Raw genomic sequence first — 25,666 nt, forward strand, 5'->3', positions numbered from 1 at the left:
TCAGCGGTCCGGTGACGAGCACACACCGGCCGCGGGAGCTGCCAGCGTCGCGCCACCGGCACGCAGACCGATCCACACCACCGCGCCCGCCACGATGCCGATCCCGGTCCACAGCAGCATCCGCAGCGCTGCCCGGGTGTCGGCCCACCTGCCCAGCACCAGCAGGGTTGCGCGGATCCGGCGGGGTGCACGTTCGATCCAGGAGCGGTCGGTCCGAGCCGCGGCGGCGGGCAGCACCTCCGCGAGGACCCAGGCGCCGCCGAAGACCAGGGCATCGCTCAGCAGGACGAGGACGGCCCACCCCGATGCAGCCAAGCGGAACGCCGGGATCGCGATGGGGACGGTGAGCAGCACCGTCCACAGCCGCGCTCGGGTCGGCACGGGCTCGATGCGCTCGACCGGGACATCGAGATCAAGGAGCATCCGCAACACGGCCAGGAGCGGTCTGCGCATCCGAGGCGGCACACCGGCCAGCACCTCCGCATAGCCGCGCGCAGCCACGGCCGCTGCGCGATCGGGCCCGTGCACGGCAGCGGCGTCGTTCACCACCGCCGCCGCCACCAGCAGCCGTACGGCGAGTGCCTCCGAGCGCCGGGACAGGAGCCGGTGCCAGTGGCGCGTCCCGCTGTCGCGCGCGACCCAGCCGATCAGCTCACGCAGCGGCCCCAGATCGGCCGGCAGCCACAGCTGCAGCAGATCATCGTCGGGATCCGCGCCGACGACCTCGGCGGGTTGCATCACCGGGAGGCCGAGTCCATCGGCCCCACCAGCCTGCTCGCCTCCCACCCGCGTCACCCGCGAGCCCAGCCTGCGCAGCCCCCGGGCGTGCCGTTCCCGCGACTCGGCATCCAACCCCGACACGCGCAGCGCCCGGATCATCTGCGTCGCCGCCCGGTCGACGTGCCGGGCGACGGCCACGCCAGACCCACGGAGCCCGACGATCGGCGAGACGACCCAGACGGTCGCTCCCGCCACCACCAGACCGGCGACGAGCAGCACCCACCCCGACGAAAGCGCCGAGCACGACGGCCACCCCGGCAGCATCGCCGGTCCCGCCGTTCTGCGCTGCGGGGGCCGGCCCGCTGGACGCGACGGCGACCAGCGGTCCGAGGAACAACACCACCAGGAGGACGACACCGGTCACGGTCGCGGCGCGACGCAACAACCGCGACACGAGATCTGCGCGAGCCGGCGCCACCGGCCCCGCTGCCACACCCCGCGGACCCGCCGCGAGGCGCGCCACATCGTTCTCGTCCAGGCCGGTGCGCTCGGCGATCCGCCACGCCGGCAGGCCCGCGTCCACCGCCGCTGCCACAACGGGAGCGACTGCAGCCCGGTACTCGTCCACGACCTCGTCGCGGAGCTCCCTCGAGCTCGCAACCCGCACCGTCGCCGCGGTCATCTCGGCCGGATCGACCCAGGCCCGTCCGCGCAGACGCCGGTGCTCGGCCAGCGCAACTTCCAGCCCGTCGTCCGCCACCCACATGTCCTGGCGCAGGCCCCGGTGCTCCGCGACGCCCGCACGCAGGTACCGATCAGCTGGCCCTCCGCCGCGCGCCCACACCGCCACGGCACGCAGCACCTCACCCGCAGCCACGACGGCCAGCAGGGCGACGAACGACAAGCCACGGAAACGAGCACCGACGAGTCGGGACAGCTGGGGAGCCAGCAGGACGATCGACGCCAGGAGCGGGATCACCCCGGCGGCTGCCAGCGGGGCCCGTCCGCCGAGCCATCCGGCCGTGAGTGCGACGATGCCGCTGGCGAGCGGAGCAGTACCCACATCAAGCAGCGTCCGCAACCCGGCGAGGCGGCCGCGCATCGTCGCGTCGACGAGGTTCTGCACGAGTCCCTCGGTGCGGGTCATGAACATCGCCATGAAGATCCCGGTGACCACCAGCACGAGACCGACACCGACGACGCTCGAGGACTGCGACACCACGAGCAGCAGTGCGCCCCATGCCGCAGCCAACAGCCCGAGCTCGCGTTCACGTGCCAGCCCGGCCCGCTTCGCCGTGACCGCGTTGCCGAGCATCTGCCCCATCGCCAAAGCCGCGAACAGCAACCCGACATCGACCAGGCCGATCGTCGGGACCGCCGCGGCCAGCACCGTCAGGATCAGCAGCAGCTGCGTACCGAGGAGCATCACCGCTGACGACAGTGCGAGAACCCGTCGCAGCTTCCGCAACTTCCACACATGAGCCATGGCCGCACGCAACTGCCCGCGCGCATGGGACTGTGGCGCGTTCGCGAAGGTCATTCGTGGGTTCATCCGCAGCAACATCGCTGCGTTCACCGCGAGGCCCACGGCGTTCAACGCGATCGTCCCGCCCGGTCCCAGCAGCCCGAGCAGCAACGTGGCTATGCTTGCGCCGATCAACTGGGCCACGTTGGGGATCATTGCTCGGATCGCGAACGCCGCCGGCCGGTCGCGGCGGGGTACGAGCTCGGGCACGAATGCTTGCGCCGCTGGTATTCGCAGAGCGTCGAAAACTCCCTCCAGCAGCGCCAATCCGATCAGCCCGGGGAACGTGATCCGGGAAGTCAGCACCAGCCATCCCAGCCACGCCATCACCGCGAGCGTGCCGAAGTCGGCGATCAACAGGACCGTGCGCTTGCTGTGCCGGTCGAGCACCAACCCGACGAGCGGTGACAGGAGCAGCACGGGAAGCGAGTACGCGACGACCATCAGCGCAGCGGCCCGCTCCTCACCACCGGTGAGCTGCAACGCCAAGGTGCTCTTCGCGAGAGCCGAGCCCCAATTGATCGTCATCCACACCAACCCCCCGATCACGAAGAGCCGGAAGTTCCGCACCCCGAGAACTGCGGGACGTGAGATCCGCACCGCACCGTGCACGGCACGTACCAGCCGTTGGCGAAGACCGGCCCAGCGGTGGAACTGATTGCGCATCAAGAAGACAAATGCTCCGACCGCCCCGAGGCCGGTCAAGAGCACCGGCCAGAGGAGCTGCACGTGGTGATCCGTCGGCGGCTGATCGTGAACCTCCCCCGGCGGCGCGCTCACCGGTGTTCCGTCGGCGCCGCCCCACGCCCACGCATCCGGACCACCGACCGCCCACCCCCAGCCGAACGCGACCACCGCTGCGAGCAACAGCGCGGCGCCCAGGACCCGAAGCGGCGGCCCCCGTGCCCACAGGTGGCTCCCCATCACCACCGCCACACCGACCACCACTGCCGCGACGGGAGACCCGAGCAGCACGAACATCACCGTGGCGACCAGCACCACCGCGACCTGGACCTGCCATCGGGTGCCGCTGCGCTCCCGCGCCACGACGGCATCACCGACCACGTTCCGGACGCGCGTCAAGAGCTGCCCGAGCTGGCGCACACCCCGGTCGACGAAGCCGTAGATGCCCTCGCTCCGGCCGTGCCTGGCCAGGGCCCCGTTCCACCAACGCGGCGTCGGGGCAGCATCGAGAGCACTCAAAGGCGTTGCGTCCACGGCGCACGGCCAGCCGCCGACGGCGGCCGCAACGACGAGAACGGTGCCGGCAACCAGTACCCCGAACACCAAACCAGCGAGAGCAGCAGTTCCAAGACCAAGCGCGCCAAACACCATGGCCACGACCTCCCGAGTGGCCGGCTCCCGACGGACCCCAGCGGCCCAGCCCGCGAAGTCGGTCATGACGGTGGCGAGCCGCCCCAGCCTCCTCGGTTCCTGGCTCATGCCGTACCTGCTGGCGGGATCGGCGAACGCCACCTCGGCGGCCGCGATCCGCGCGAGAAGGGAGGCGTGTGCACCTCGCGTCAACAACTTGACGTCAGCGAGGTGAGTTCGGACGTCCTGCAGCACATAGGGGCTCTCGCCCGACGCAGCAGAGAGATCCAACTCGACCTTGTCGAGCAGCCAGCAGGCCGCAGCGACAGCGGGCGCCCCTGACCACTTCGCCGGGACACCTCGCGACGAGCGGCTCACCTTGACGAGAAGATCGAAGATGTCGCCGATGTGGTCCCGAAGATCCCAGAAGTCATCGCCAGCACCAGTCGGCGGCCGCCCGAAGCGCGTCTCGGAGAAGCTGGTGGACAACGAAACCACGAAGGCGAGCGTCCGATCGAGTCGGCGTCGGGCGGCCGCGTCGCCGGCGCTGAATTCGTAAGGATCTTCTGCGGTTGCGATTTCCAGCGCGTACGCCATGGCCGACAACATGTCGGCGAGCGGGCCCCCATCCCGCCGTGTGAACCGACGAGCCGAGGCGGTCGCAGCGCCCCACAGCCGGTCCATCGCATCGGCCAACTCGCTGTCCAGCTGCGCGAAGCGGGCGGCGAGCGGGTTGGGATGCCGGCGCTCCACCCAGATCCGTGCGTCATTGGCGGTGCGCATGGCCTCGGCGGTGAGACTCGCGATTTCGCGTAGTGCGGTGTCGGGGAGTGCGTTCGCCCGGGCGATCGCATTCGACGCTGCATCGATAATCGCCCCGACGTGCACCGGCAGTAGCGGACTGTCCCGCCACCTGGTCATCACCCGCGCCGCAGCCGTCGCTGGCGCTCCCACGGGCAGCCCGCGCGCAGCCAGGTGCGCCCGGAGCACGAGCGGGTTGCTCACCAGGACCGTGGTGATCTCGGTGCCATCACGGTCGACGACGCTCCGGGTCGTTCCGACCAGGTAGCCGACCAGCACGAGCTTGGCTCCGCCGTCCGGATCGGTGTGCCTGGAGAAGACAACCGCCGTGTGGAACATCTGTGGGGCTCGCATCACCAGGTGCCACGGTCCCGCGGCTCGCGTCGCACCCCACAGCTCCGGTGCCGCCACGCCACCGATCACGACGGGTAGCCCGTCTGCGAGCCCCACCACCGCCCTCAGCATCGGGTGACCGACGATCGCGATCTGTTCGCCCGTGCTCGGCTCTTCGGCGACGTGGACCGCGGCGATGTCGAGGCCCGCCACCGCGTCGAACTGCCACAGCGTGACCTCGTCCACCTCGCCGGCCAGACTCGCCAGAAGATCCTCGCGCGGCAGTGCCGCTGCACCGGGATCCAGCTGGACGAGTTCGTCGGCCAACCGCTCGACGCCCGGTACGCGAAGGGGGATCCCCGTCCTGGTCCGTTCGCCGACCGTCCACAGCAGGGATCCGTAGGCGCTGGCCCCCGGAATCAGCACGGTGACGCGCGGCCCGTCGACCCGGACCACGACCGCCAGGTACTCGTGGTGGCTCATCCGGACGCGCATGATGCCGACATCCTCGGCCGCCGGTCGTTCGTCCACGGGCCCGCTCCCGAGTCCGACCGCGATCAGATCACCTCGCCGATCACGCAGGCCCGCACCGAGGCCGGTCCCGGTGCTCGCGCCAGCGGCGGTGGACGTACCAGCCGCATCGTGGCCCGACACCGCCCCGGTGGCCCCGTTTGCCGATCCGGCAGTTGGTCCGGGACCATCGCCCCCGGACGCGACGGCCCGCCCGAGGTCGCTGGTGGCCGCCTGCCGCGCGCGTGCGGCCCGGCGCATCCGCCGAATCCGCAGGTGAACACCGGAACGGGCCACCACGAACACCGCAAGCACGACGACGACAGCGGCCACAATGCCCGCAACGGGGAGCACCGGGCCGAGCCTGACCGACGACCGGTCAGCAGCCGGCTCGGTCAGGCCGTTCCCCGCGACGTCGGCCGCGGCGCTGGACGCAGCCACGAGCTGCAGAGCGACGAGAGTGCCGATCACCACGACGCCCGCGCTGAGGACCTTGATCGCCGTCCGGATCCGTTCCGCCCGGTGGGGCCTAGGGCAGGCCTGCCGATCGTGGCTGCGATGGTCGTCAGGTGTCGCCGTCCTTGGCTTCCGGCCCAGCCACCACCACACGCCCAGCAAACCGGCCAGCGACAGCACACCGCCACCCCACATCGGCGCGCGCCCGTCGTGGTCGGCGACGACGCCGATCAGCCACGACGCCAGCGGGATGCCGCCCATGTAGACGAGCTGGAACAGGCCCATCACCCGACCGGTCATGTCCTCGGTCACGTTCTGCAACAAGGCTTTGGCCGCCAAGATGAACAGGAACTCGGCCGCTCCAGCGAACGCCAACACGATGGCGGTCCACAGCAGCGAGTGGATCATCCCGGCCCCGGTCACGAGCACGCTGAGCGCCAGGCCCCATGCGAGCACGACCTGCACCGGCGGCGCTTTACTCCGGCGAGCGGCCACACCGGATCCGACCAGCGCTCCGATGCCCAACGCAGTCGAGAGCGCACCCGCGGCCGCAGGGCCACCCCCGAATCCGTCGGTGACGAGCAGCGGCAGCTTCAGGAAGAGGTTCATCCCGAAGGTGGTGACGACACCGACCGCCGTCAGCACGGCGAGCAGCTCCGGCCGGCTGCGTACGTAGCTCAGGCCCGCGGTCAGGTCACGACGCATCGAGCGCAGGCGGTCCAGGAGCCTACCGCGTTGCCACCCCCGAGGATCGATCCCGAGCCCGTCGGGCCGGGCCACAGGCGATGACGCCGGCCGGATCAGCAGGAGCGACGCCACCACGACGGCGTAGCCCGCTGCATTCATCAGGAAGGCCACACCCGGCCCCAGAGCCTCGATCAGGACGCCGCCGAGGGCAGGACCGACCGTCTTGCTCAACTGCTCCGCCATCGCCAGCAGGCCGATGGCATTGACGAGGTACACCTTGTCGACCAACCTGCGCACGAAGGCGTCGCGCGCCGGGGAGTCGATGGCCGCCACCAGGCCCGAGACCAGGCTCAGCCCGTACACGAGCCACAGCTGGACCACCTGCACTACATCACCCAGCCCGAGCAGCAGCGCGATCGACCCCAGAACGACCTGGACCCGGATCAGCAACCGGCGTAGGTCGGACCGGTCGACGACCACCCCCGCCACCGGTGCCAGCAACATCGGAGCGAACTGCAGGGTGGACACCAGCGCGAGTGCCGTCCCGCTGTAGCCGGACAGCTCGAGCACCAGCCAGTCCTGCGCGATGACCTGCATCCAGCGAAAGAGCCGCGACACCGCCTGCCCGGCCGCGTACTTCCGGAAAGCGGGCTCCTTCAGCGCTCCGAACCAAAGCGCACCGTCGACGCGCAAGAACGCCCGGACAACTGCGGCCGCCGCGACCAGCACAACTGCGACGCCGGTGAGCCCCAACACCGTCGCAGAGGACGGGTCGTGGCTCGGTCCGGAGGTGTGAGCCCCGGCGTCGGCCCACGCGCGCGACGCCGCGACCACCATCGGCACCGCGACCATCGCGGCCAGCACGAAGATCCTGACCGCTGCGCGGGCCCAGGGTGGAGCGCGCGGCCACACGTGATGCAGCACCACCAACACCATCACCGCCACGGCGACCACCGCCGCCACGGATCCGAGCGGGGCCACAGCTCCGGCCGCGTCGTTCAGCAGGGCGGCCGTCACGCCGCCCCGGGCAGCGCCGACCGCGGCACCCACTGGCTCTGCGGAGACCCGGCCCACCGCGCCCGCGGCAGCGGGGAGCACCAATGCCGCCGCGGTGAGGACGGCGATCGTCAGGGTCGACGATCGCCGTCCCGGTCGGTCGGCGCTCTTCGCGGGTTCGCCGGTCTTGCGCAGCAGCTGTACGACCATTTCGGCGAGGCGCCGCAGGATCTGGCCGTTGCGCTCCCCGAGCAGGCTGGATCGGGGCCGCACGGCCAGCACGCCGCCCTCGGCGTCGAGGACCACCATCGCCTCGGCCCCGACGAAGATCCAGCCCGTTCCGCGCTCGTCATCACGGTGGACCGGTGGGGTGAGCGAGTAGTCGACCGCGTCCATCAGCGCCGCATCCGTGACCCCATGCCGGTCGACGTGAGCGGCGATCCCGCTGATCGCCCGTGGCGCGATCGGCACCTGTTCGCCCCGACCGACGACGATCGCCATGACGTGCGCCAGCGCCGTGGAATGCTCTCGGACGTAGCTGTCGTGCGCCAGGCCGAGCCCGCCGGTGCCGCCCGAACCGGTGGGGAAGATCCGGGCTCCGAACCGTGGCACCATCGGGCTGATCCGATGCCACCACCGCGGGATGAAGCGGATCGGGTCCCGTGCCGCGGTGCCGGCCCACACGTGGTCCGCCGGCAGGTTCAGCTCGGACACGTGACCGGCGGTGGTACCGGGGCTGGCCAGCAGGACCAGGTCGTCGATCGGCAGGCCGAACACGCGGGCGGCGTATCCGGCGAGGACCGTGCCGTAGCTGTGCGCCACCACGGTCACGTGCGCAGGCGGACCTCTGCGCGAGGCCCGCAGCCCGCCGAGGAAGGCCCGCAACCGCGACGCACCCAGCCTGGCCACGCGGAGGGACACGGCACGACGGACGTCGGCCGGTGAGTCACCCCACCGTGCGACGATCGCTGTCTCGGTTCCCGGGTCGGTCTGGGCTGCCGCCAGCCACAGCAGGTCGGCCTGGCGGATCGCCACGTCGACGGTCGACAGGTCGTGCCCGGTGCCCGGCACGATGACGGCCACGTGAGCCGCGGTGGCCGGGTCGCCGACCGCGATGGTGGCGTGTCCGCGGCCCTCGACGCCGACCTCGAGCAACAGCACCCGAGGGCCTTCGCGCGCGGCGAGAGCGAGCCGGTTCTCGATGCTCCGGATGCCGGCCAGCCGGGGATCGGTGCCGGGGAGCTCAGCCTTGACCGCATCGAGGTACTCGCGGTTGAGCTCGTCCTGCGCGTCCAACAAAGACTCGACGGTTTCCGACGACCCGTCCGAACGGCCGAGCATCCTCGACCTGACGAGGGCGACCACCGGGACGGCGAGAACCACCGCGCCCAGCATTCCGAGCGCCGCCCAGGTCAGCACCGTAGGCACCGGACCCATTGAGATGTGCCAACCGCCGTCGGGCGACGCTGAGGCGACATTGGCTGACGCGGCCGAACCACCTGAGGTCAGGATCGCGGTCGCCACCACCACAACCACGGCCACCTTGAGCGCCAGGCGAGCCCACGGCGGGCCTCGGGTCCACACCCGGTGCACCAGCAACGCCAGCAGTGGGCTCACGAGCACAGCCATGACCGTTGCCACCGCCGGCGTGGCCCCGCCCAGCAGACCCGACCCGTACGCGCCGGCCACGCCGAGCAGCGCGGTTGCTCCGAACACGATCGCTCCGCGGCCCGATACGCGCGCCGCCCGGCCGGTCCGAGCCGGGCTGGGTGCACGATCGGAGCGCGGCACCAATCTGTGGATCACCCACAGCGCCACGACCGTGACATGAACCGCCACCGCCGTGATCGTGGTCGGCCGGTCCAGGTGGAGAGCATCCACGAGGCCGGCACCCGTCCAGATGGCGAAGAGCGCCGGCAGGCCCACGTTGATCAGCGCTCGCCCGAGCGCGGCGCCGGGCGGAGGACTGTGGATCAACCTGGCCCGCCAGGCCGCGAACCTCGAGACACCGCACACCAGCGCGGCACCCACGCCGACAGCAGTCAACTCCGCCCAGTACCGGGGCCACACCGCGAACAGCCCCCAGTACAGCAGGCTGACGTTTCCGGCAGCCCCCATCGCCGCGAGGTAGGAAGGGCTGAACCTGCCCGGGTGACGGGCGGCCACCATGCCCAGCACGCTCGCATTCGCGAAGGTCACCGCCAGCACCACCGTCACCGCCAGCAGCACCGGGTCGTACGCCACCCACCCCAGCTTGAACGCCAGCAGCACGTTGCCCACGTTGGACGTGACCGGGAACGCCACCCATGTCACCAGGCCGCCCACCAGCCGGTGCCACGGCGCGTTGCGGTTGCGCAGCAGTTCGTCGGTCGCAGCCACCGCACCCAACCCGAACGCGGCGACCGTCGTCGCGTACAACCCCGAGATCCACCGGTCCAGAGCCGAACCGGTCGTCGCCCCCGGAACCAGCACCACCAGGTTCACCACGAAGGTGCCGAGCAACGGCATCGCCCCGAGGGCGCCCAGCGGGCCCGCCCGCGGCCGGCGCAGGTTCAAGCCACCACGCAGCCCGAACGCCGCGCTGCTCGCCACCGCCAGCCACGCCGGCAACGCCAGCACCAGCAGCACCGGTGCGATCACCACGAACAGTGCGCCGGCCACGCCGACTGCCACCCATTGCCACCTCCCCCGCAACGAGAGAAGAGCAGCAACCCCGACCAGCACCGCCAGTCCGGCAGCCAACGCCATCGCCGGACCGGTGGGAACGGCCAGCACCCTGGCGATGACGACGGTCAGAGCGGCGGCAGCCGCGAAACGCCAACACTGGCTCCGACGCACCTGCGCGGCGCCGGCACCCACGCCTCCCATGCTGCGGCCCGGGAGGAGGTCCTCTTCCAGCAAGGACCCCTGCCCGGCCGATCGCAGCCGACCGCCGGCCGTCCTCTGCCATGCCAGCAGTGCCAGCGTCAGCAGCGCGATGACGCCGATCAGCACCGTCACGGAGGTGTCGAGCAGCCGCCCCCGCTGCTCCTCGGCCGTCCCGGCGTCCACCTGCCCGGCACCATCGGCCGGCTCGAACGGGCCGAGGCCGCCATCGGGCGGCACGTGGCCGCCTCGCGGCGGCACCGGCGGCGCTGCCGGCAGCAGGAGCCGCAAAAGCTCACCCTCGAAGATCAGATCCGGGTACGACCTGATCCCAGCGGCGCGCTCGGCGGCGTCCGAGGTGACGCGGTCGTAGCCGAACAGCCCGAACCGGCGGGTGAAACCGTCGACGGTGTCCCCGACGCCGACCCGCACCACGACCGATGCGCTCCGATCCACCTCGAACGCGCTCTCGTTCCCGCTGGTGGCGTCGTCCGTCAGCACCGGCTCGGCCGTGGTGTCCACGCCTCGCGGCCCGGCCGGAGCCGCGGAAGTCGTTCCCACCCCGCCCAGCGCAGCGGCCAGGATCCCCCCGAGAGCTGCGGCTGCAGCAGCACCTAGACCGACCCGGAGGAGCAGCCTCGCGATCCTCCGCGACGGCGGAGCCCGCTCCCGCGCATCGTGGCGGGCTTCGCCGGCCCGATGGGAGCCGCGCTCCGCTCCCGCAACCTCGGCGACCGCGGTCCGGTCGTCCGGGCCGGCGGGGCCCGCCGCGTCCGGACCGTTCGGGACGGATCCTTCGTCCCGTGAGGACAACGCCCAGCCCCCGTCCGACGACCCACCCAGGGTGAGCGGCAGCCCGATCGCGGCCAGCCCACCCGCTGGTGCTGCGAGAAGGCCGGTCTCGACGACCAGAACGACCGCGGCCACCAGCACCGCCGCCCACAATGCGACGATCAATACGGCGGGCCCGGAGCCGCTGAACAGTCCCCACATGCGCAGGCTGGCGGCGTCGCCGGTCAGCGACCGGACGAACAGATGACCGTCCTGCTCCCGGAGAGCGAACCGGGCATCGCCGTGCAACGCCGAACGCAACTCGGCGGCCGTCGGCAGGCCGACCTCTCGCAGGAACGCACTGTCGACGATCCGGGTCGCCCCCCTCGGCAGCGCCCGCGCCACCGTCTCCGCGACCCGGAGCCGGGCCTGGTCCGGGTCGAGGTGGAGCGGGTTGTCCGGCGGGCCGTGAGCACGGCGGGTCAGCCGACTGCGCACCTGCGACAGGCCCTGCAGCGACGCGAGGCGACCGTCGGCATCCAGCTCGAGCAGGTGATCGGCGGTCGGGTCTTCATGCCGTCCCACCGACGCACGGTCCGGACCGGCTGTCGTCTCCACCCGCACCTCGGGGGCCGCCGACGCCAGGGAAGCGAACAGCACCGCACCACCGGCGAACAGCAGCGCGACGACGGCGGCCACCCCCACCGCGAAGCGCGCCGCCCGAGCGAGGCGGGTTCCGGCGCGCCGCAGAGCTCCCGGCAGCCAGGCCCTACGGCCGGCGACGATTGCGATGACACCGGCGGCAGTGAGGCCCGCAAGCCCGGGGCCGATGGCCGAGCCGTGCAGCAGGCCGCTTCCGGCCAGGTCGAGCACGTCGGCCCAGATACCCGCATCAGAACCGGTGGGGCCACCGTGGAGCACATCCGCGGCGGCGGTACCCGACCGCCCGAGCAGGGCCGGCAGGCCGAGCAGAGCGCCGGTCAGCCCGACGACGGCGAGGATCGGATTCGGTCCCCCCGTGCCGGTTCCCGGCTCGGGAGTCTGCCGTCCGAGCTCGTCGAACACCTCGGCCCAGAACGCGGCGAACATGGTTTCGAGGTCGTTCTTCCTGGCGAGGGCGTCCGCAAGGAGTTGGGGCCCACGCCCCGCGAACTCGGCGTGCGACGTCAACTCGCGCAGCGCCGCCTCGAGCGCGTCACCCCACTCCGTGTCGCTGATCGTCTGGATGCGCCTGGTCTGCTCCATCGATGCCCGGTAGAGCTGGTCAACGACCCGGGCCGGAAGCCGTCCTCGCCGCACCGCCCGGAACAGCGCGTGGTACGGCCTTCCCGAGTGCTGGTCGATCCAGGCGCGGACCGACCGGGCCGGGACCCACGGGTCGGCATAGCCGAAGTCGATCGGGACGATCACTTCCCGGCCCGGGGCCAGCAGGAAGTTCTCGGCGTGCGGGTCCTTGCGGTTGATCGCGTAGTCCAGGGCGAGCGCTCGCACCAGGTCGAGCAGCGCCGCCTGCGGAAGCTCCTCGATCCGGATCCGCGCCAGGGTGCGGTGCTCCTGGAGCATCTCCTGGTAGATGCCCCACTCACCGTCGAACGTTCCGGCCCTCGTGAACGGCACCGCGAATCCGGTGAACCGCGCGAGTCCGAGCAGGCCGACCTCGACATGCCTCCAGTACGCGCTGCCGGGCTTCTTGAACAGGGTCGGCGCGCCGGTCCGATCGTTGGTGAACAGCAGCTTCGTGTCCCGCCCACGCAGCGTCGGACGTGCGTCCACCAAGGTGTAGGTCGTCCCGTCGGTGTCGATCCCCCGACCGCCACCGGGAGCACCTGGCATCGAGCCGAGCTCACCCACCACGTACTCGGTCAGCGACTCCGCCCTGTTGATCAGGTGGGCGCTCACGGAGAACCCGCCCCGAAGCCCGGCGACCATGCTCTCGGCGCGTGCCAGCTCGGGTTCGAGCTCGGAGAGCGCGGCGCGCTGCCCGTCCGTCCAACCGTCGGTCGAGGAGTCGTCCAGCCAGGTACGCATCCCGTGCAGCTGGGTGGCCAAAGATTCCAGCTGGCGGCGCTGCCACGGTGGTGGGCCACTGGACCGGTTCGAGAGCCAGCGGTCGATCTTGGAGATGGCCCACAGCGCGAAGGCGGCCCCGGCCGCCGTGAAGCCCAGCGTCCACCCCCGCTCCGGCGCGAGAGTGATCACACCGAAGGCGAGCAGGCTGGCCGAGAGCACGCCGTTGGCCCAGGCCCCCCGGCGGGGCTGCAGCCGACCGAGCTTGGCCTCGGCGATCACCCCGAGGACCGCCAGGTAGCCCGACGACAGGGTCAGCGTGATCGCGGGGATGATCATCGCGCTCGGGGCCACCCAGCCGAACTGGACGGTCAGCAACGCGTTCGCCACGGCGATCACGGGCATCGCCACGAGGTGCACCAGCTTGCGGGCCAGCGGGTGCGCGCTCAGGTCGTAGCCGGCCCACCCCGAGATCGCGGCAGGCAACGTCTGACCGAGGAACAACAGGTCGGACAGCGCGAACGCCGCGCTGACGACCGCCGGGAAGCCGCCGGTGAACATGCCGGCCACGTGCCCGAGCAGGTCGACGACGAACGTCAGGGCCAGCGCGGTGTTGAGCAGCCGCCCCAACAGCCCGCCGTTCGGGCTGAGCCCGTGCAGCGACTGCGCCTGGCCGCCCACGATGTTGCCGAGCGTGTCGAGGTGGATCGAGAACTGGCGCAGCCACTCGTGGTTGCGGGCCTCGGCCGACTCTCCCGGCTGCAGATCCAGGTTCAGGACGACGGCGGCGTAGACGAGGAAGCGCCGAGTCTCCGCGTCGAAGCGGTCGAGCTGCTCCTGGCTGACCCGGTCGAAGGCGGCGTACTTGCGCATCGCCTGCTGCAGGCGCCGCACCGTGTGCAGGTTGAGCTGGCCGCGCTCCAGGATCGACTCCACCAGCACCCGCATCTGCTGCGCGTAGATCCCGCGGTGCACGTTCAGCGCACCCCGCACCGCGAACGCGACGTAGATCGCCGCCGTGGAGGACACCACCGACCACATCAGCCAGCCACCCACAGCGATCCCGGCCCCGATCACCGTCGCGGCGATCCAGGTGCCGCGCCACATCCGGCGCCGCTGGCGCTCAAGCTCTGCCCGGTCACCGAGCCGCCGCAGCTGCGACTCGTGGGTCCAGGCCAGCACCGTGCGCGCCCACTCCGGGCCCGCGGCTCGACCCGCCTGGTGGGCCGCGACCAACGCCTCGACCGAGTAAGGTTGGTGGTTTTCGTCGCGCAGCCCGAGCACCCCGGTGCCGGTGGGGAACTCCAGCTCGGAAACCTCCGCTGCCTTGCGGGCCTTCTTGGCCGCCTGTCGCTCCGCCTTCTGGTGGCGGTGTTCCAGCCAGGACGCCCGCAGCGCGGACCAGATCAGGGCCAGTGACAGCCGCCGACCGGCCACCACCTGCGGGGTGACCGCGTTGTGCCAGCGGATCAGGCTCAACAGCTGCCGGTTATGCCGCCAGTGCATCTCGACGCCATCGCCGCAGGTGTAGTCCGGTCCGATGCCCGGCGCGGTCCGCGTCATCCTGCCTCGTTGTGCTGCCATCCACCGCAGGACGATCCGCCGCCGCTCGGGCCTGACCTGGGCCAAGACCTCCTCCCACGAGCCGCGGGACTCCTCGTCGGACAACGCGTTGAACACCCATTGCTGAACGTCGCGCTTCGCCTCCGCCAACCGGGTCTCCAGCCGGCGGTGACGCAGGCTCACGAAGGCTTCTTCGCCCACCTCCGCCAAGACCCTGCCGAAGATCTCCTCCGCGTCGTGGTGCTGGCGGAAGTACTGGGCGTTGGACTCCGGCTTGACCGCGTCGGACCCGAAGAGGAACCGCTCGGGGTGCGACTCGACCAGCTTGATGAACCGGTCCAGCACCGGTGTGCCGCCCTGCTCGTCGCGGCGCAGCAGCTGCCGGGTGACCTCGTTCCACGAGATGTCGAAGTCGATGTGCCCGTAACGCGGGTCCGACAGCACGGTGTCGAGCAGGTCCAGGTGCTCGACGGTGAGGTTCGTGAACTTCCCCACCCCTAGGTGGGCGAGGACGATCTTCGCGGGACGGGAGCGGAAAGCGGCGTTGTTGGACAGCGGACCGTACTCCGACAGCAGCGCCAGCAACGGTGAGCCGAACCGCTCGTCCGGGGCGACGTCGGCGAACCGGCCGGTCCCGGTCACCCGGGCCATCCCGAAGTCGTTGTGCAGCACGACGAGGTAACCGATCTCCGCCGACGCCTCCAGCAGCTCACGCAGGTGCGGGTTGTACATCGGCAGGGTCCCGGCCGCCATCCGCGTCGCCGCAGCGCGCAACTCGATCGCCGCCATCCGGTGCTCCGGCTCCAGCAGCGCAGCGATGCCCTCGACGTTCTCGACCAATACCGCGACGAGCCCGGCCGCGATCGCCTCCGAACCGAACCGGCTGGCGCCCGCGATCGTCTCGACGAGGGCGGGAGGCAGCGCGTGCAGCCGGGTCGCGGACAGCCGGCGCGCTTCGTGCATCTGGCGCAGCAGCGCCAATGCGTTGATCAGCCGCTGCACCAGGCGCACCCACTCGGGGTTGATCGTCTGGATGGCCTGTGGCCCGAGCATGTCGGTGACGGCTTCCTTGGCGATCGTGGTCTCGCCCACCAGCTCGGCCAGATCCGGGTTCAGGATCGCCATCAGCCGCAGGTAACCGAGCCCGCCCGGCACGTCCATCCGGGCCCCCACCACACCGAGCACCGCCCGCCAGCGCAGCTCGTCGGGCAGCGCGCGGATCGCATCCAGCAGCCGCACATCCGGGAACTTGCCCCACATCTGTAGCATCTGGATGCCGAAGACCAGCCCGAGCGTCTGCACCGCGGCGATCAGGTAGTAGAAGGAACCTCCCACGGTCGCGACGCCCATGCCCCGCTGGGGGATCGGGTGGAACGTGATCACGCCCTGGTGCCCGGCCGCGCGCAGCCGGCCGAGGAACCTCTCGATGCTGGTGTTGCGCGGGTCGTCGTAGCCGACGTGGTGGTAGTGCACGTCCGACAGGTCGTACACCGGCCGATGACCGCCGCCGACCAACCCGACAACCTGCCCGTCCACCAGCATCGCCAACGAGTACGCGCCGCCCCGACCGATCTGGCGGGCAATCCTCCCCAGCTCGTCCAACGTCACCGTCTCGCCACTGGCCAGCGTCACCTCCTCCCGCGACGGCCGGTGCCGAAGGCCCCAGAAACCGATCCAGCGCCCGGTGATCCAGTCGATCCAGCGCAGCCGCTCACGCGGGTCCCCTTCCGGTCGCCGGGAAAGCTCGCTGACCGTCATCCAGTCCAGCCCCAGCAACGCGGCGATCCTGCGGTTCGACAGACCTCGCTCGGCGGCGTGCCGCACGGCCGGACGGATCGCTTCGAGCAGCTCCCGGTATGCCGCATCCCGCTGCCGCGTCGCCAGCGCCGCCCATCGGTTTGACGTGACGAGGCTCGCCATCTCGGCACCCCCCTGCACCCCGTCGGATGCAACGAGCCCGAGCACACCACCGGCACGAGCCGACAGCTCGAGGCGTCGCCGACGGCCGGCAGCCAGTTCCTCCTCGACGAGCGCAGCGCGGCGCTGCCACTCCCGCAGGTGGGATGAAACGGCCTCCCAGAGCTCGCGGCCCGGACCGCGCCATGCCACGAGGCGCGAACGCCCGGTGCGGGCTGCCCCGCGGCGCCATGGCGGACCACGTGCCAGGAAACCGACGACCCTCCAGATCGCCCGGATGATCACCAGAACCAACCGTCCGAGCACCACGACCAGCCACAGCGCCGGCACCCGGTCGCGCAGATCCGCCGCGCTCGGCGACGGCCGTTCTGGGTCACCGAGGAGCTCCCGCACGCGACCGGACGGCAACCGCGCGACCAGCGCTATCCGCCGCACCGACATCCCGGCGCCGCGCGCCGCGTCCATCGCCTCGACGGCGTCGGCGCTGTGCCTCTCCATGGTGTCTGCCAGCGCCGTCAGAGCCTGGTGCAGCGCGGCGGCCGCGCCCTCGTGCTGCTCCCGCAGCTCGTCGAGCGCGGCGCGGACCAGTCCGAGCCGGGTGTCGAAGCCGTGGAACCGCAGGTGCCACACGTCCCGGTCGAGCCCGATCGCCGCCGGCACGTCGAAGTCGATCGAGGTGTCCAGCGCCAGCGACCGCACGAACGGAAGCGGCAACTCCAAGGCGCGCGCGATCCGCTGCAGAACATCCGCCGGCGGCATGACCACGTCACCGGTCCGCGAGTCGACGAGCGGCTCGACCAACCACCGGACCGCTGTCTGGACCAAGCTGTCCACGGCCGACCACGCGGCCCACTCGTCGGCACGCCGTTCAGCCAACACATCGCGGGCCTCCTCCACCTCCGCTCCGGAGATCGCGTCCCGCAACATCGCGGCGGAGTCGCCGATCAGTGTCAACAGCTGCCGCAAGGTCAGGACCCGTCGACGCGAACCGGTCGGTGTCACCAGTTGATCCCGGAGCGGACTCGTCAGCAACGCCGCGACGCCGACGGGCCGGCCGAGAACTGCCGCGATCATCCGGTCCGAGACACCGAGCCGCACCGCGTCCGCCAACGCCTCACCCAGCAACGCCGCCACCGCGGCGCGGGCGGCATCGCGCTGCTCGAGCGCGTCGCTGTCGCCCGGCCGGTGGCGCAGCCCCGTCTCGGCCGCCACGAGCCGGTCGAGAGCCTGCGCCCCGTCGCCGGACAGCAACATGCCCGAGATCCGGCTCAACACCACCCAGCGGTGCCTGGCGACCGGAACGGCGCGGGCCCGCTCGACGAACCCGCTTACCGCACGCACGAGCCAGAGCAGCAACCCATATCCGGTCAGCGCGCCCACCGCGAGGAGGAGCCACGTACCCCACGCGATCCCACCACTCGACGCGCCGGCCCCGGCCGATGGCGAGCCGCCGTGGTCCGACGGGTCCGGCTGCCCTGGATCCGGCTCCCCCGGACCCGGCTCCCCCGGACCCGGCTCCCCCGGACCCGGCTCCCCCGGACCCGGCGCACCGGGAATGGTCAGCGGGGTTCCGGCTGGGAGCTCCCGGACGTCTTTGCCCTGCAGCGCCGGGTTGGCCGCGACCAAGGACTGCCAGCCTCCGGGCAGGTCCAGCGTCTCCGCCATCGTCCACAGCGACCCGTACAGCCGCCACTGCACGTGCCCGTCGGCCGGCACGACGAGACTCTCACCGATCGCGATGTGGTTGAGGCTCTCGTCGTCCGGGAACCAACCGGGGTTCGCCTCGCGCCACAGCGGGACCCGCGTGCCACTCGCGCGCGCGAACCAGGAGACCGTCATGCCGCGCAGGACGCGCACGTGCTTCCCCACCACCGGCGCATCCACGACCTGCGTGCTCTCCGTACCGCCCGTCGGCGGCGTACCGGTCTCGGCGTTCGCCGTGCCGGTGAAGCCCAGCATCGCCATGCCGAACAGCACCAGCCCGACCAGCCCACCCACGACGGACCGCGCGGAGTGCCTAACGAGCCTCGCGACCATCGCAGCTGCGGCCGGCCCCCGCATCATCCCGCGGACTCGTTCCCACAGCCCGGCACCGCCGGACCGACGGCTGCCGGGGCCGGACGACAGTCCTGATGGGTCTGATGGGCCGGGGGGACCGGCGGGGTCCGGAGGGTCGGCCGGTGGTGGGCCGCGCAGGGTGTGCCCGAGCTGGGCCAGGCCGCGCACGATGTGCTCGATCTGCTCGTCGGTGATGCCGAGGGCGCGCAGCTCGTCCGCGGTGTGGACGATCAGATCGCCCAGGTTGAGGATGCCGTGGCCCTCCAGGGCGTTCGCGATCTCCGCGGCGGTGGCGCGGCCGGCGGCGCCCTCGACCAGCGCGGCGATCTCGGCCTCGAGCCGGCCGATCGAGCCGACCTTGAACCGGGTCACCAACCGGGCGACCACGAGCATGACCGCGGTGACCACCACGTAGCCGACCCCCAACGTGAGCTCGACCGGCCCGGCAGTGGCCGCGGTCAACCCGCCCGGAGCCAGCCCGGCCACCACGAGCTGGGTCAACCCGACCCCAGCCGCGGCCCCCAGCTGCGTGCCCACCAGGAACCGGCTGTTGCCTGCCACCCCGCGGGTCAGCTGGGTGGCCGGCCCCATCGGCAACTGGAACGCGATGCTCACCGCCACGAACACCCCGACCAGCGGGATGGCCGAGCTGGCCAGGTGCGGCCACGCCAGCAACAAACCCACCAACACCGGGACCGCGACCATCGGCAGCGAGGCGGGCAACAGACCGTCCAGGCCGGGCCGCTTCGCCTTCGCCCGCGCCCACCAGCCGTTCGCCCACACCGCCGCATATCGGTGCAGGAACGTCACCAGCGCGGCCGCCCACACCACGTACTGCGCACCCAGCCACGGCATGTGCACCTTGAGCATTGGGGAGGCCGCGCCGAGCATCCAGCCGATCGGGAACCCGATCAGGAACCCGAGCAGCGGCACCGCGACCACGTACCGCACCGGCGCCCGCCGCGCCTTCTTCGCCGCCGCGGCCACACCGTCACCGACCTGCCGCCACACCGGACCATCCGCCGCCGGCGGGGCCAAACCGCCCCGCATCGCGCCCCAGGTGGCCACGGTCAACACGGCCGTCATCACCCCGGTGACGACCACCGCACCCCGCCAACCGAAGAACACGAACACCGAGCCGGCCACCACCAACGGCAACCACGCCCGCCCCACCGACGACCAGGTCTGCACCCGATCCTGCCGAACCCCCGCCGCCGCCGGCTCCAGCGGGTGCCGGCCCAGCGCCGCCTGGAAGATCGCCGACGCCGAGATCATCGTCCCGCCCAACCCGTAGAGCACGAGCAGCACGCCGAACGCGGCCGGCGCCACCGCGATCCCCGCCAGCGCCGCGGAGGCCACCAGCCCGACACCCAGCGCGGCGTTCACCCCCAGCCGCTTCCCGAACAGGGAGTTGACCAGCAACGACAACCCACCGGCACCCCACCCGGCGAACGTGAGCAACAGGGTCGAGGTCGCCGGCACCCCGTACGTCGAGGCGATGTCGAACGTGGCGTAGCTGGCCGCCATCGCCACCGTCATCCCCGCACCCACGTGCAAACCCAGCAGCTGCCCCTGCCGCGCACGCAGCCACCCGGACACCCCCGCCGGCCCGCCGCCCGCGCGCACCCGGTCGAGCCACCATCCGGCCTGCCGGCCCTGCCGGGCCCGGACCCAGCCCTCACCCGCCGCCGGGTCGCCAGGCCGCTCGCGGGTGCGCCACCAGGCGAGCAGGCCGCCTCCTGCGACCAGTGCCGCCACGACTGCGGCCACCCATGCCAGCACCACCGCCAACGGCGGGGCACGCGTCGGCGCGTCCGACGCGTCCGGGGCGGTCGAGTGCAGCGCCTTGCCGGACGGCAGCACCGTCGTGCCGGGTTGCGGCGTCGTGGACGGGCTCGGCGAGGCGGTCTCGCCGCGCCGAGGTTCGGTCGGTCGCGGTTCGGTCGGTCGCGGTTCGGTCGGTCGCGGTTCGGTCGGCTCGGTCGGCTTCGGCTCGGCCGGCACGTCGGGGAGGGTGAAGACCTCGCCCGGGTAGATCAGGTTCGGATCACGACCGGCCAGCTCCTCGCGGTTCGCGTCGGCGATGTCCGTCCAGCCCGGCTCGCCGACGCGCTGGGCGATCCCGTCCAGGCTCTCCCACTCGTCGTTGCGCGCGGGCTGGACCTTCCACGCCCCTCCGGTCCTGTCGGGGGCCTCAAACCGCGTGTTCGCGGGCAGCGAGGCGTCGTCGCTCGCCGGTAGCTCCAGGTCGGGGTTCGCCTTCCGCAGGGCGGCTCGCACCGCGGCCGGGGTCGCGCCGAGGCCATTCGCCAACCGGGCCACGGTGTCCTCCGGCCAGGTCCGGATCTCCCGGCCGGTACCCACCGAGCTCCGAGGCGACCGATCCTGGGTCGACGCCAGGGAGCCGGCTCCATCCGCCGAGGTGACGTTCTGGGTGGTCGAGGAGGTGACGAGTGCGTGCCCGGTGACCGCGACGGACGCGGTCGCCACCGCCGGAGCACCCAGCCCGATCACCGCGGTGGCCGCCACCGCGACCGCCGAGTCGCGCAGACTTGGCCACCTGGCGACCGACCACCTGCCGATCCGACGTGCGAGGGCCGCCAGCCGGGCCATCGCCCCGGCCAGTAGCAGGCGAGTCGCCAGGCGGGCGGCGTGCAGCCTGTGCCACAGCCCGGTGTGCCGCATACCGGCCAGGTGGGAGTCGTGCTCGTGGGCCAGGAGAGGACCACGCGACTGACCGGGATTCCGCTCCGGCTCCAGCTCCCGTCCCGCCGCGGACAACGCCTCGGCCTCGCCGAGCATCGCCCGGCGCGCGGGCTCGTGCGGCCCGATTGCCGCCCCGCCACCGGCGCCCTCCTGGACACGGTCCGACAGCTCGGAGACGGGCCCACCGGCGGTGGCATCAGGCGAGGTCGTACCGCGCCTGGCGGCGCCGGGCGCGCGCCTCGCTGCGGTGTCGCGGGCAGCAGTACCGACTCCTGCCTTCGTTCCCCGGGTGCTCGGGGACGGGGGTGTCGCATCCAGGGAGCTCGCAGCGGGCTTCGCGGTCGGGGTGTCGTCCCGCGGCGCCGGCGCGGCCGGCTGCCGGTGGCGGCGGGTCGTCGACGGACCCGGGGGCTCGGAACTGGGGTCGTAGGTTGCTCGGCCGCGGCGCATCCATGGTTCTCCTCCTGTGGTTGGGCGGCGGTCGTCGACGCGCCGTGAGGAGGCAGGCGGGACCGTCCCGCGCTGCCCGGATTCGGGGGTCTTCGGGAACGGGGTCCCGAAGGGCTGGTGCAGCGCGGCCGGATACGCCGCGGGTGAAGCCGCGGCGGCGCTATGTCCGCGCTCCGGCGGCGCACGCGACCGGGTGTCGATGCGGCGCGCGACCGGGCTTGCGGCTCCGGACCACGCGGCGGCGTCCCCGTCGGCGTGCTGGGTCTGTCCGCCTTCGGGGCCGGTGGCCGCCGGGGCGGAAACGGCGCCGGGTGTCGAGCCGGTCGGCCCGTCGCCGGCGGTTGTGTTCGGCGGTACCTCGCCGCGCTCCACGGCGGATTCCAGAACCGAGAACGGCCGGATGTGATGTAGGCCGCCTATGAGGAGGTCGTACGCCTTCCGGCCGGGAATCGGGTAAGAGCGGGGTGCTTGGTGGTCGGGCCGCCATGTGCGAAGCAGTGCGTCGTAGAACTCCGTGATGTAGAGCAGCCCGGCGAGCTCGGGCTCGAACACGCGACGAGTCGCCTTCGGGAACCCGCTGAGGTAAAGCTCGCGATCGATCATCAGTTGACGCTCGAACCAGGCCTGAACGAACAGGTGCTGGATCCAGAACGCATTGCGCTCGGCTTGATAGGGGAAGAGCAACGCCCGGTGGTCAGCCAGGTGCCTCCACTCGTGGAGCAACGCGTCGGCAGCCTGCCTCATGGCGAAGGGATCGATCGTGCCGACGATGGTGATCCAGAACAGGCTTTCCCTCAGCACCATGTGCCGGCGCGACAGCATCATGCCCTCGACTCGGTAGTTCGGGTCGGGTGATGGCCCCGTGCGGTCGAACTCGGCGTCGGACACGATCTGCAAGCGCGCGTCCGGCACCTCGTCGTAGAGCGAGACCGCGAGCCCGGTATCCACGAGCAATGCGTGGACAGCGGTAAGCCCCTCCTTGACCTCATCGGTGAGGTCGTCCCATTCCGCGATGTTGAACGAGCGGCGCGGGTCCTGCCGCCGCCAGAGCCCATGCCGCTGCGTTTCGAGTCGTGCGATCTCGCCGGCGAGCTCGTCAAGGCGTGTGGACAGGTCGGCGCGCTCGTTCGAACCGAGTGAGTTCGCCCCCTGCTCGAGCCGCCGCTCCAGCCGGCTGTGCGCGAGACCCAGCGCGCCGAGAGCGCGGAACAGCGAACCCTTCGCTGAACTCCCGTACGACCCACGCTGGAGGGGGGAGTCCGTCGACAGCGCTACGAGACGACGTCGTACCTCCTTCAGCTGGTGCTCCTTCGACATACCTCCGACGAGATCGCCATCTGCCCCAGTTTCGAGCGCCTGCAACACCATGCGGTGTAGCTCGTCGAGGGCACGGCGGTGCTCGGCCGGGAACCGGCCGAACATGCCCCGATCGGCTGCGGGCAAACCACCGGCCGAACCAACTGCCGCCATCACCACGCCACCCGCACCAGCGACATCTCCATGTCCCGCCAACACCGCTGGAACAACCACGGCGGCCACCGCCGCCAGCACCCACATCCGCGGCGCCTTTACCACCAGCACGACGACGACCCCAATGGCCAGCACCCTCACGGCGGTCAGCACCGCCGGGCCGGTGACGGCGGAACCGAGAGCAGTCGTGCTCGCGAGCATCGCGGCCAGGAGCAGACCGGGGTGGTGCAGCGCCAACCCCGAGTTCGCACCACGTCGCTGCGTGACCTCGTGCCCCCGCCCCACGGTGCGTCCCCTGTTGTGCGAGGCGCTCTCGCACACCGCCACCGGACCGCCGGTGCCGGGATCGCGGTCGGCCACGGCCGCCCGGCTCACGATGCGGAGCAGCACCGCCGACAACACGGGGATCACGACCGCACCGACCGTCGCCGGCGCGATCACCTCTGCGGAACCGTCGAGTACGACGGCCGCCGCAGCGCCACCGGCTCCGGATAGCGCTGCCGCTATGGCGGCCGACCTGGTCAGGGCCCGGGCGCGCGGCGAGAACGACGACGCAACCGCGAGCGCCAGCATCCCGATCACGGCGACCAGCCAGGTCGGCACCGCCCGGTCCACGCGCTCCGGCGCCCCCTCGGCGCCCGCAGCAGGGGCGTGCTGCGGAGTAGGTGCATCCACCGTCGGCCGGTCGTGTGTGGCGGCGACGCCCGGCGGCGTCGGTCGCGGGGCCGGCTTCGGCCGAACGGGCTCCGGCACGACCTTCATCCCCGCCCGCGCCGACCAGTCCATCCTCAACACGAACATCGACCGCCGGCCGCCAGGGCTGGTCGTCGCGTGGAACACCACGTAGGGAACCCCGTCGACGGTGATCACGTCCTGATGGCCCGGGTTCGGTAACGCTCCACCGATCGTCTCGGTGCTCAATAGCTGCCCAGGAGCCTTGACATATGGGCCCGTGAGCCGGTGTGCCGTTGCGTAGTTGGTGAAGTAGCGGCCGCTGTCGAAGGAGTTCCCGGAGTAGAGCAGCACGAACGACCCGTCGGGCAACACCTCGAGGGTGGGGGCCTCGACGATCCCGGCCTCGTCTGCTCGATCCGCCACGATCAGTGCGTGCCGCTCGCCCGCCAACGACCGCCCGTTCGGGCTCAGCGGCTGCAGCCAGATCGTCGAGCGCCCCGGATCACTCTTGTAGAGCAGGTAACGGACACCGCCGTGAACGAAGGTCTCCGGGTCGATGACGTCGGCTTCCCCGGACGCCGACACCAGCGGCTCACGACCCACCGGTGTGAAGGGGCCCAGCGGGAGGCGGGAGAAGCCCACCCCGACCGCCTGACGACCGGTCGCCGCGTGGTGCGCGGTGAAGTAGAGCAGGTACCCGCCGCGCGGGGCGGCGGTGATCTCCGGAGCCCAGATCCGCGGATCACCGCGATCGACCCATTCCGGAAGGTGGGGCATGGCGTCCCCGACCCTCGACCACGGCCCGGCCAGGTCCGATGCCCCATATGTCGGAACGTGGATGTGCCGGCCCTTGTACACCGAGTTCGTCGAGTAGGCGAAGAAGCGGCCATCGCCGATCTCAACCACGTCCGGATCCGGGACGTTGCCGCCAATCACCGGCTGCAACGGCTCTGTGGAACTCGGAGCGGCCGCCGGGCTCGCACTTTCCTGAGCACCTGGCGACGGCGAGGCCGTCGCGACACCGACCGCCGGCAACACGGCCAACGCCACGGCCGCCGCACCCACGAGGATCGGACGCACCGACACCACGACCACAGCCACGACCCGCCGTGCGATCCCGACGGCGACACCGGCGTGGTCGGGTCGCCGCAGCAGGTCAACGACGGCTTTGGTCCCGATCAGGATCAGCGACAGCACCGCGACGCCGAGCACGATCGCCGCTGCGGCCTTCCAACCGGCGACAACGCCCATCAGCACCAGGCCGCCCAGTGCGGCCGGCTTGGACAGCCCGAGCCCGCTCGACCGGTCCTGGGCGCTACGGCCGCCCACGCGTTGGCGACCCAGCTCCTGCAGGGTGTCGTCTTCCCGAACCGCCGCACGCAGCACGAGCTGCGGAACGCCGAGCTCCCCCGCCAGCTGTGCGTAGGTCCGCGAACCATCGCTGATGGCCCCATGGACAGCGCCGGCGACGCCGGCGAGGTCCGCCACCCTGATGAGCACCGCCGTGCCCGCCGGCACGGACCTCAGCTGCGGCCCGAGCTGGTGGCCTCCGATCGTCTGGTTGGTGCTCCGATCGAGCATCCGGATGTTCGCCGGCTCGTCCGCGCCGCCCAGCTGCAGCTCGTGCACGTGATCCGGATCCATCCGGTCGAGTACGCGCAGGATGAGTCGCTCGGCGAACTCCTCGTTCCGCGGGCCGAGCACCGTCCGGATCCGGTGGGCGAGGTCGCGGACGTATCTCGTCGTGACACCCCCCTTTCGTTTGATCGGGCTCTTCGCCCTGTACAGCTGCCCTGCGGCGGCGAGCAGCAGCAACCGCTTCGCCTTAACCCGGAACTCGAA

2 protein-coding genes (1 of these 2 cut by a window edge) are annotated in these 25,666 nt (G+C 71.7%); both read right to left on the reverse strand.

The genetic code is table 11. The features are described 5' to 3' along the window. A complete protein-coding gene (locus tag ABEA81_RS24810; RefSeq protein ID WP_345607721.1) occupies positions 1 to 738 on the reverse strand; it encodes a hypothetical protein in 738 nt (245 codons plus the stop codon). Then, positions 698 to 25,666: the 3' portion of an MFS transporter gene (locus tag ABEA81_RS24815; RefSeq protein ID WP_345607722.1), read on the reverse strand. 19,587 nt of this gene lie beyond the right edge of the window; only the last 24,969 of its 44,556 coding nucleotides appear in the window; the start codon falls outside the window, past its right edge; it ends in the stop codon at positions 698 to 700. Before ABEA81_RS24815 ends, ABEA81_RS24810 begins: the two co-directional genes overlap by 41 nt.

This window comes from Pseudonocardia adelaidensis (genome assembly GCF_039543345.1).
In the GTDB taxonomy this organism is placed as follows: Bacteria; Actinomycetota; Actinomycetes; order Mycobacteriales; family Pseudonocardiaceae; genus Pseudonocardia; species Pseudonocardia adelaidensis.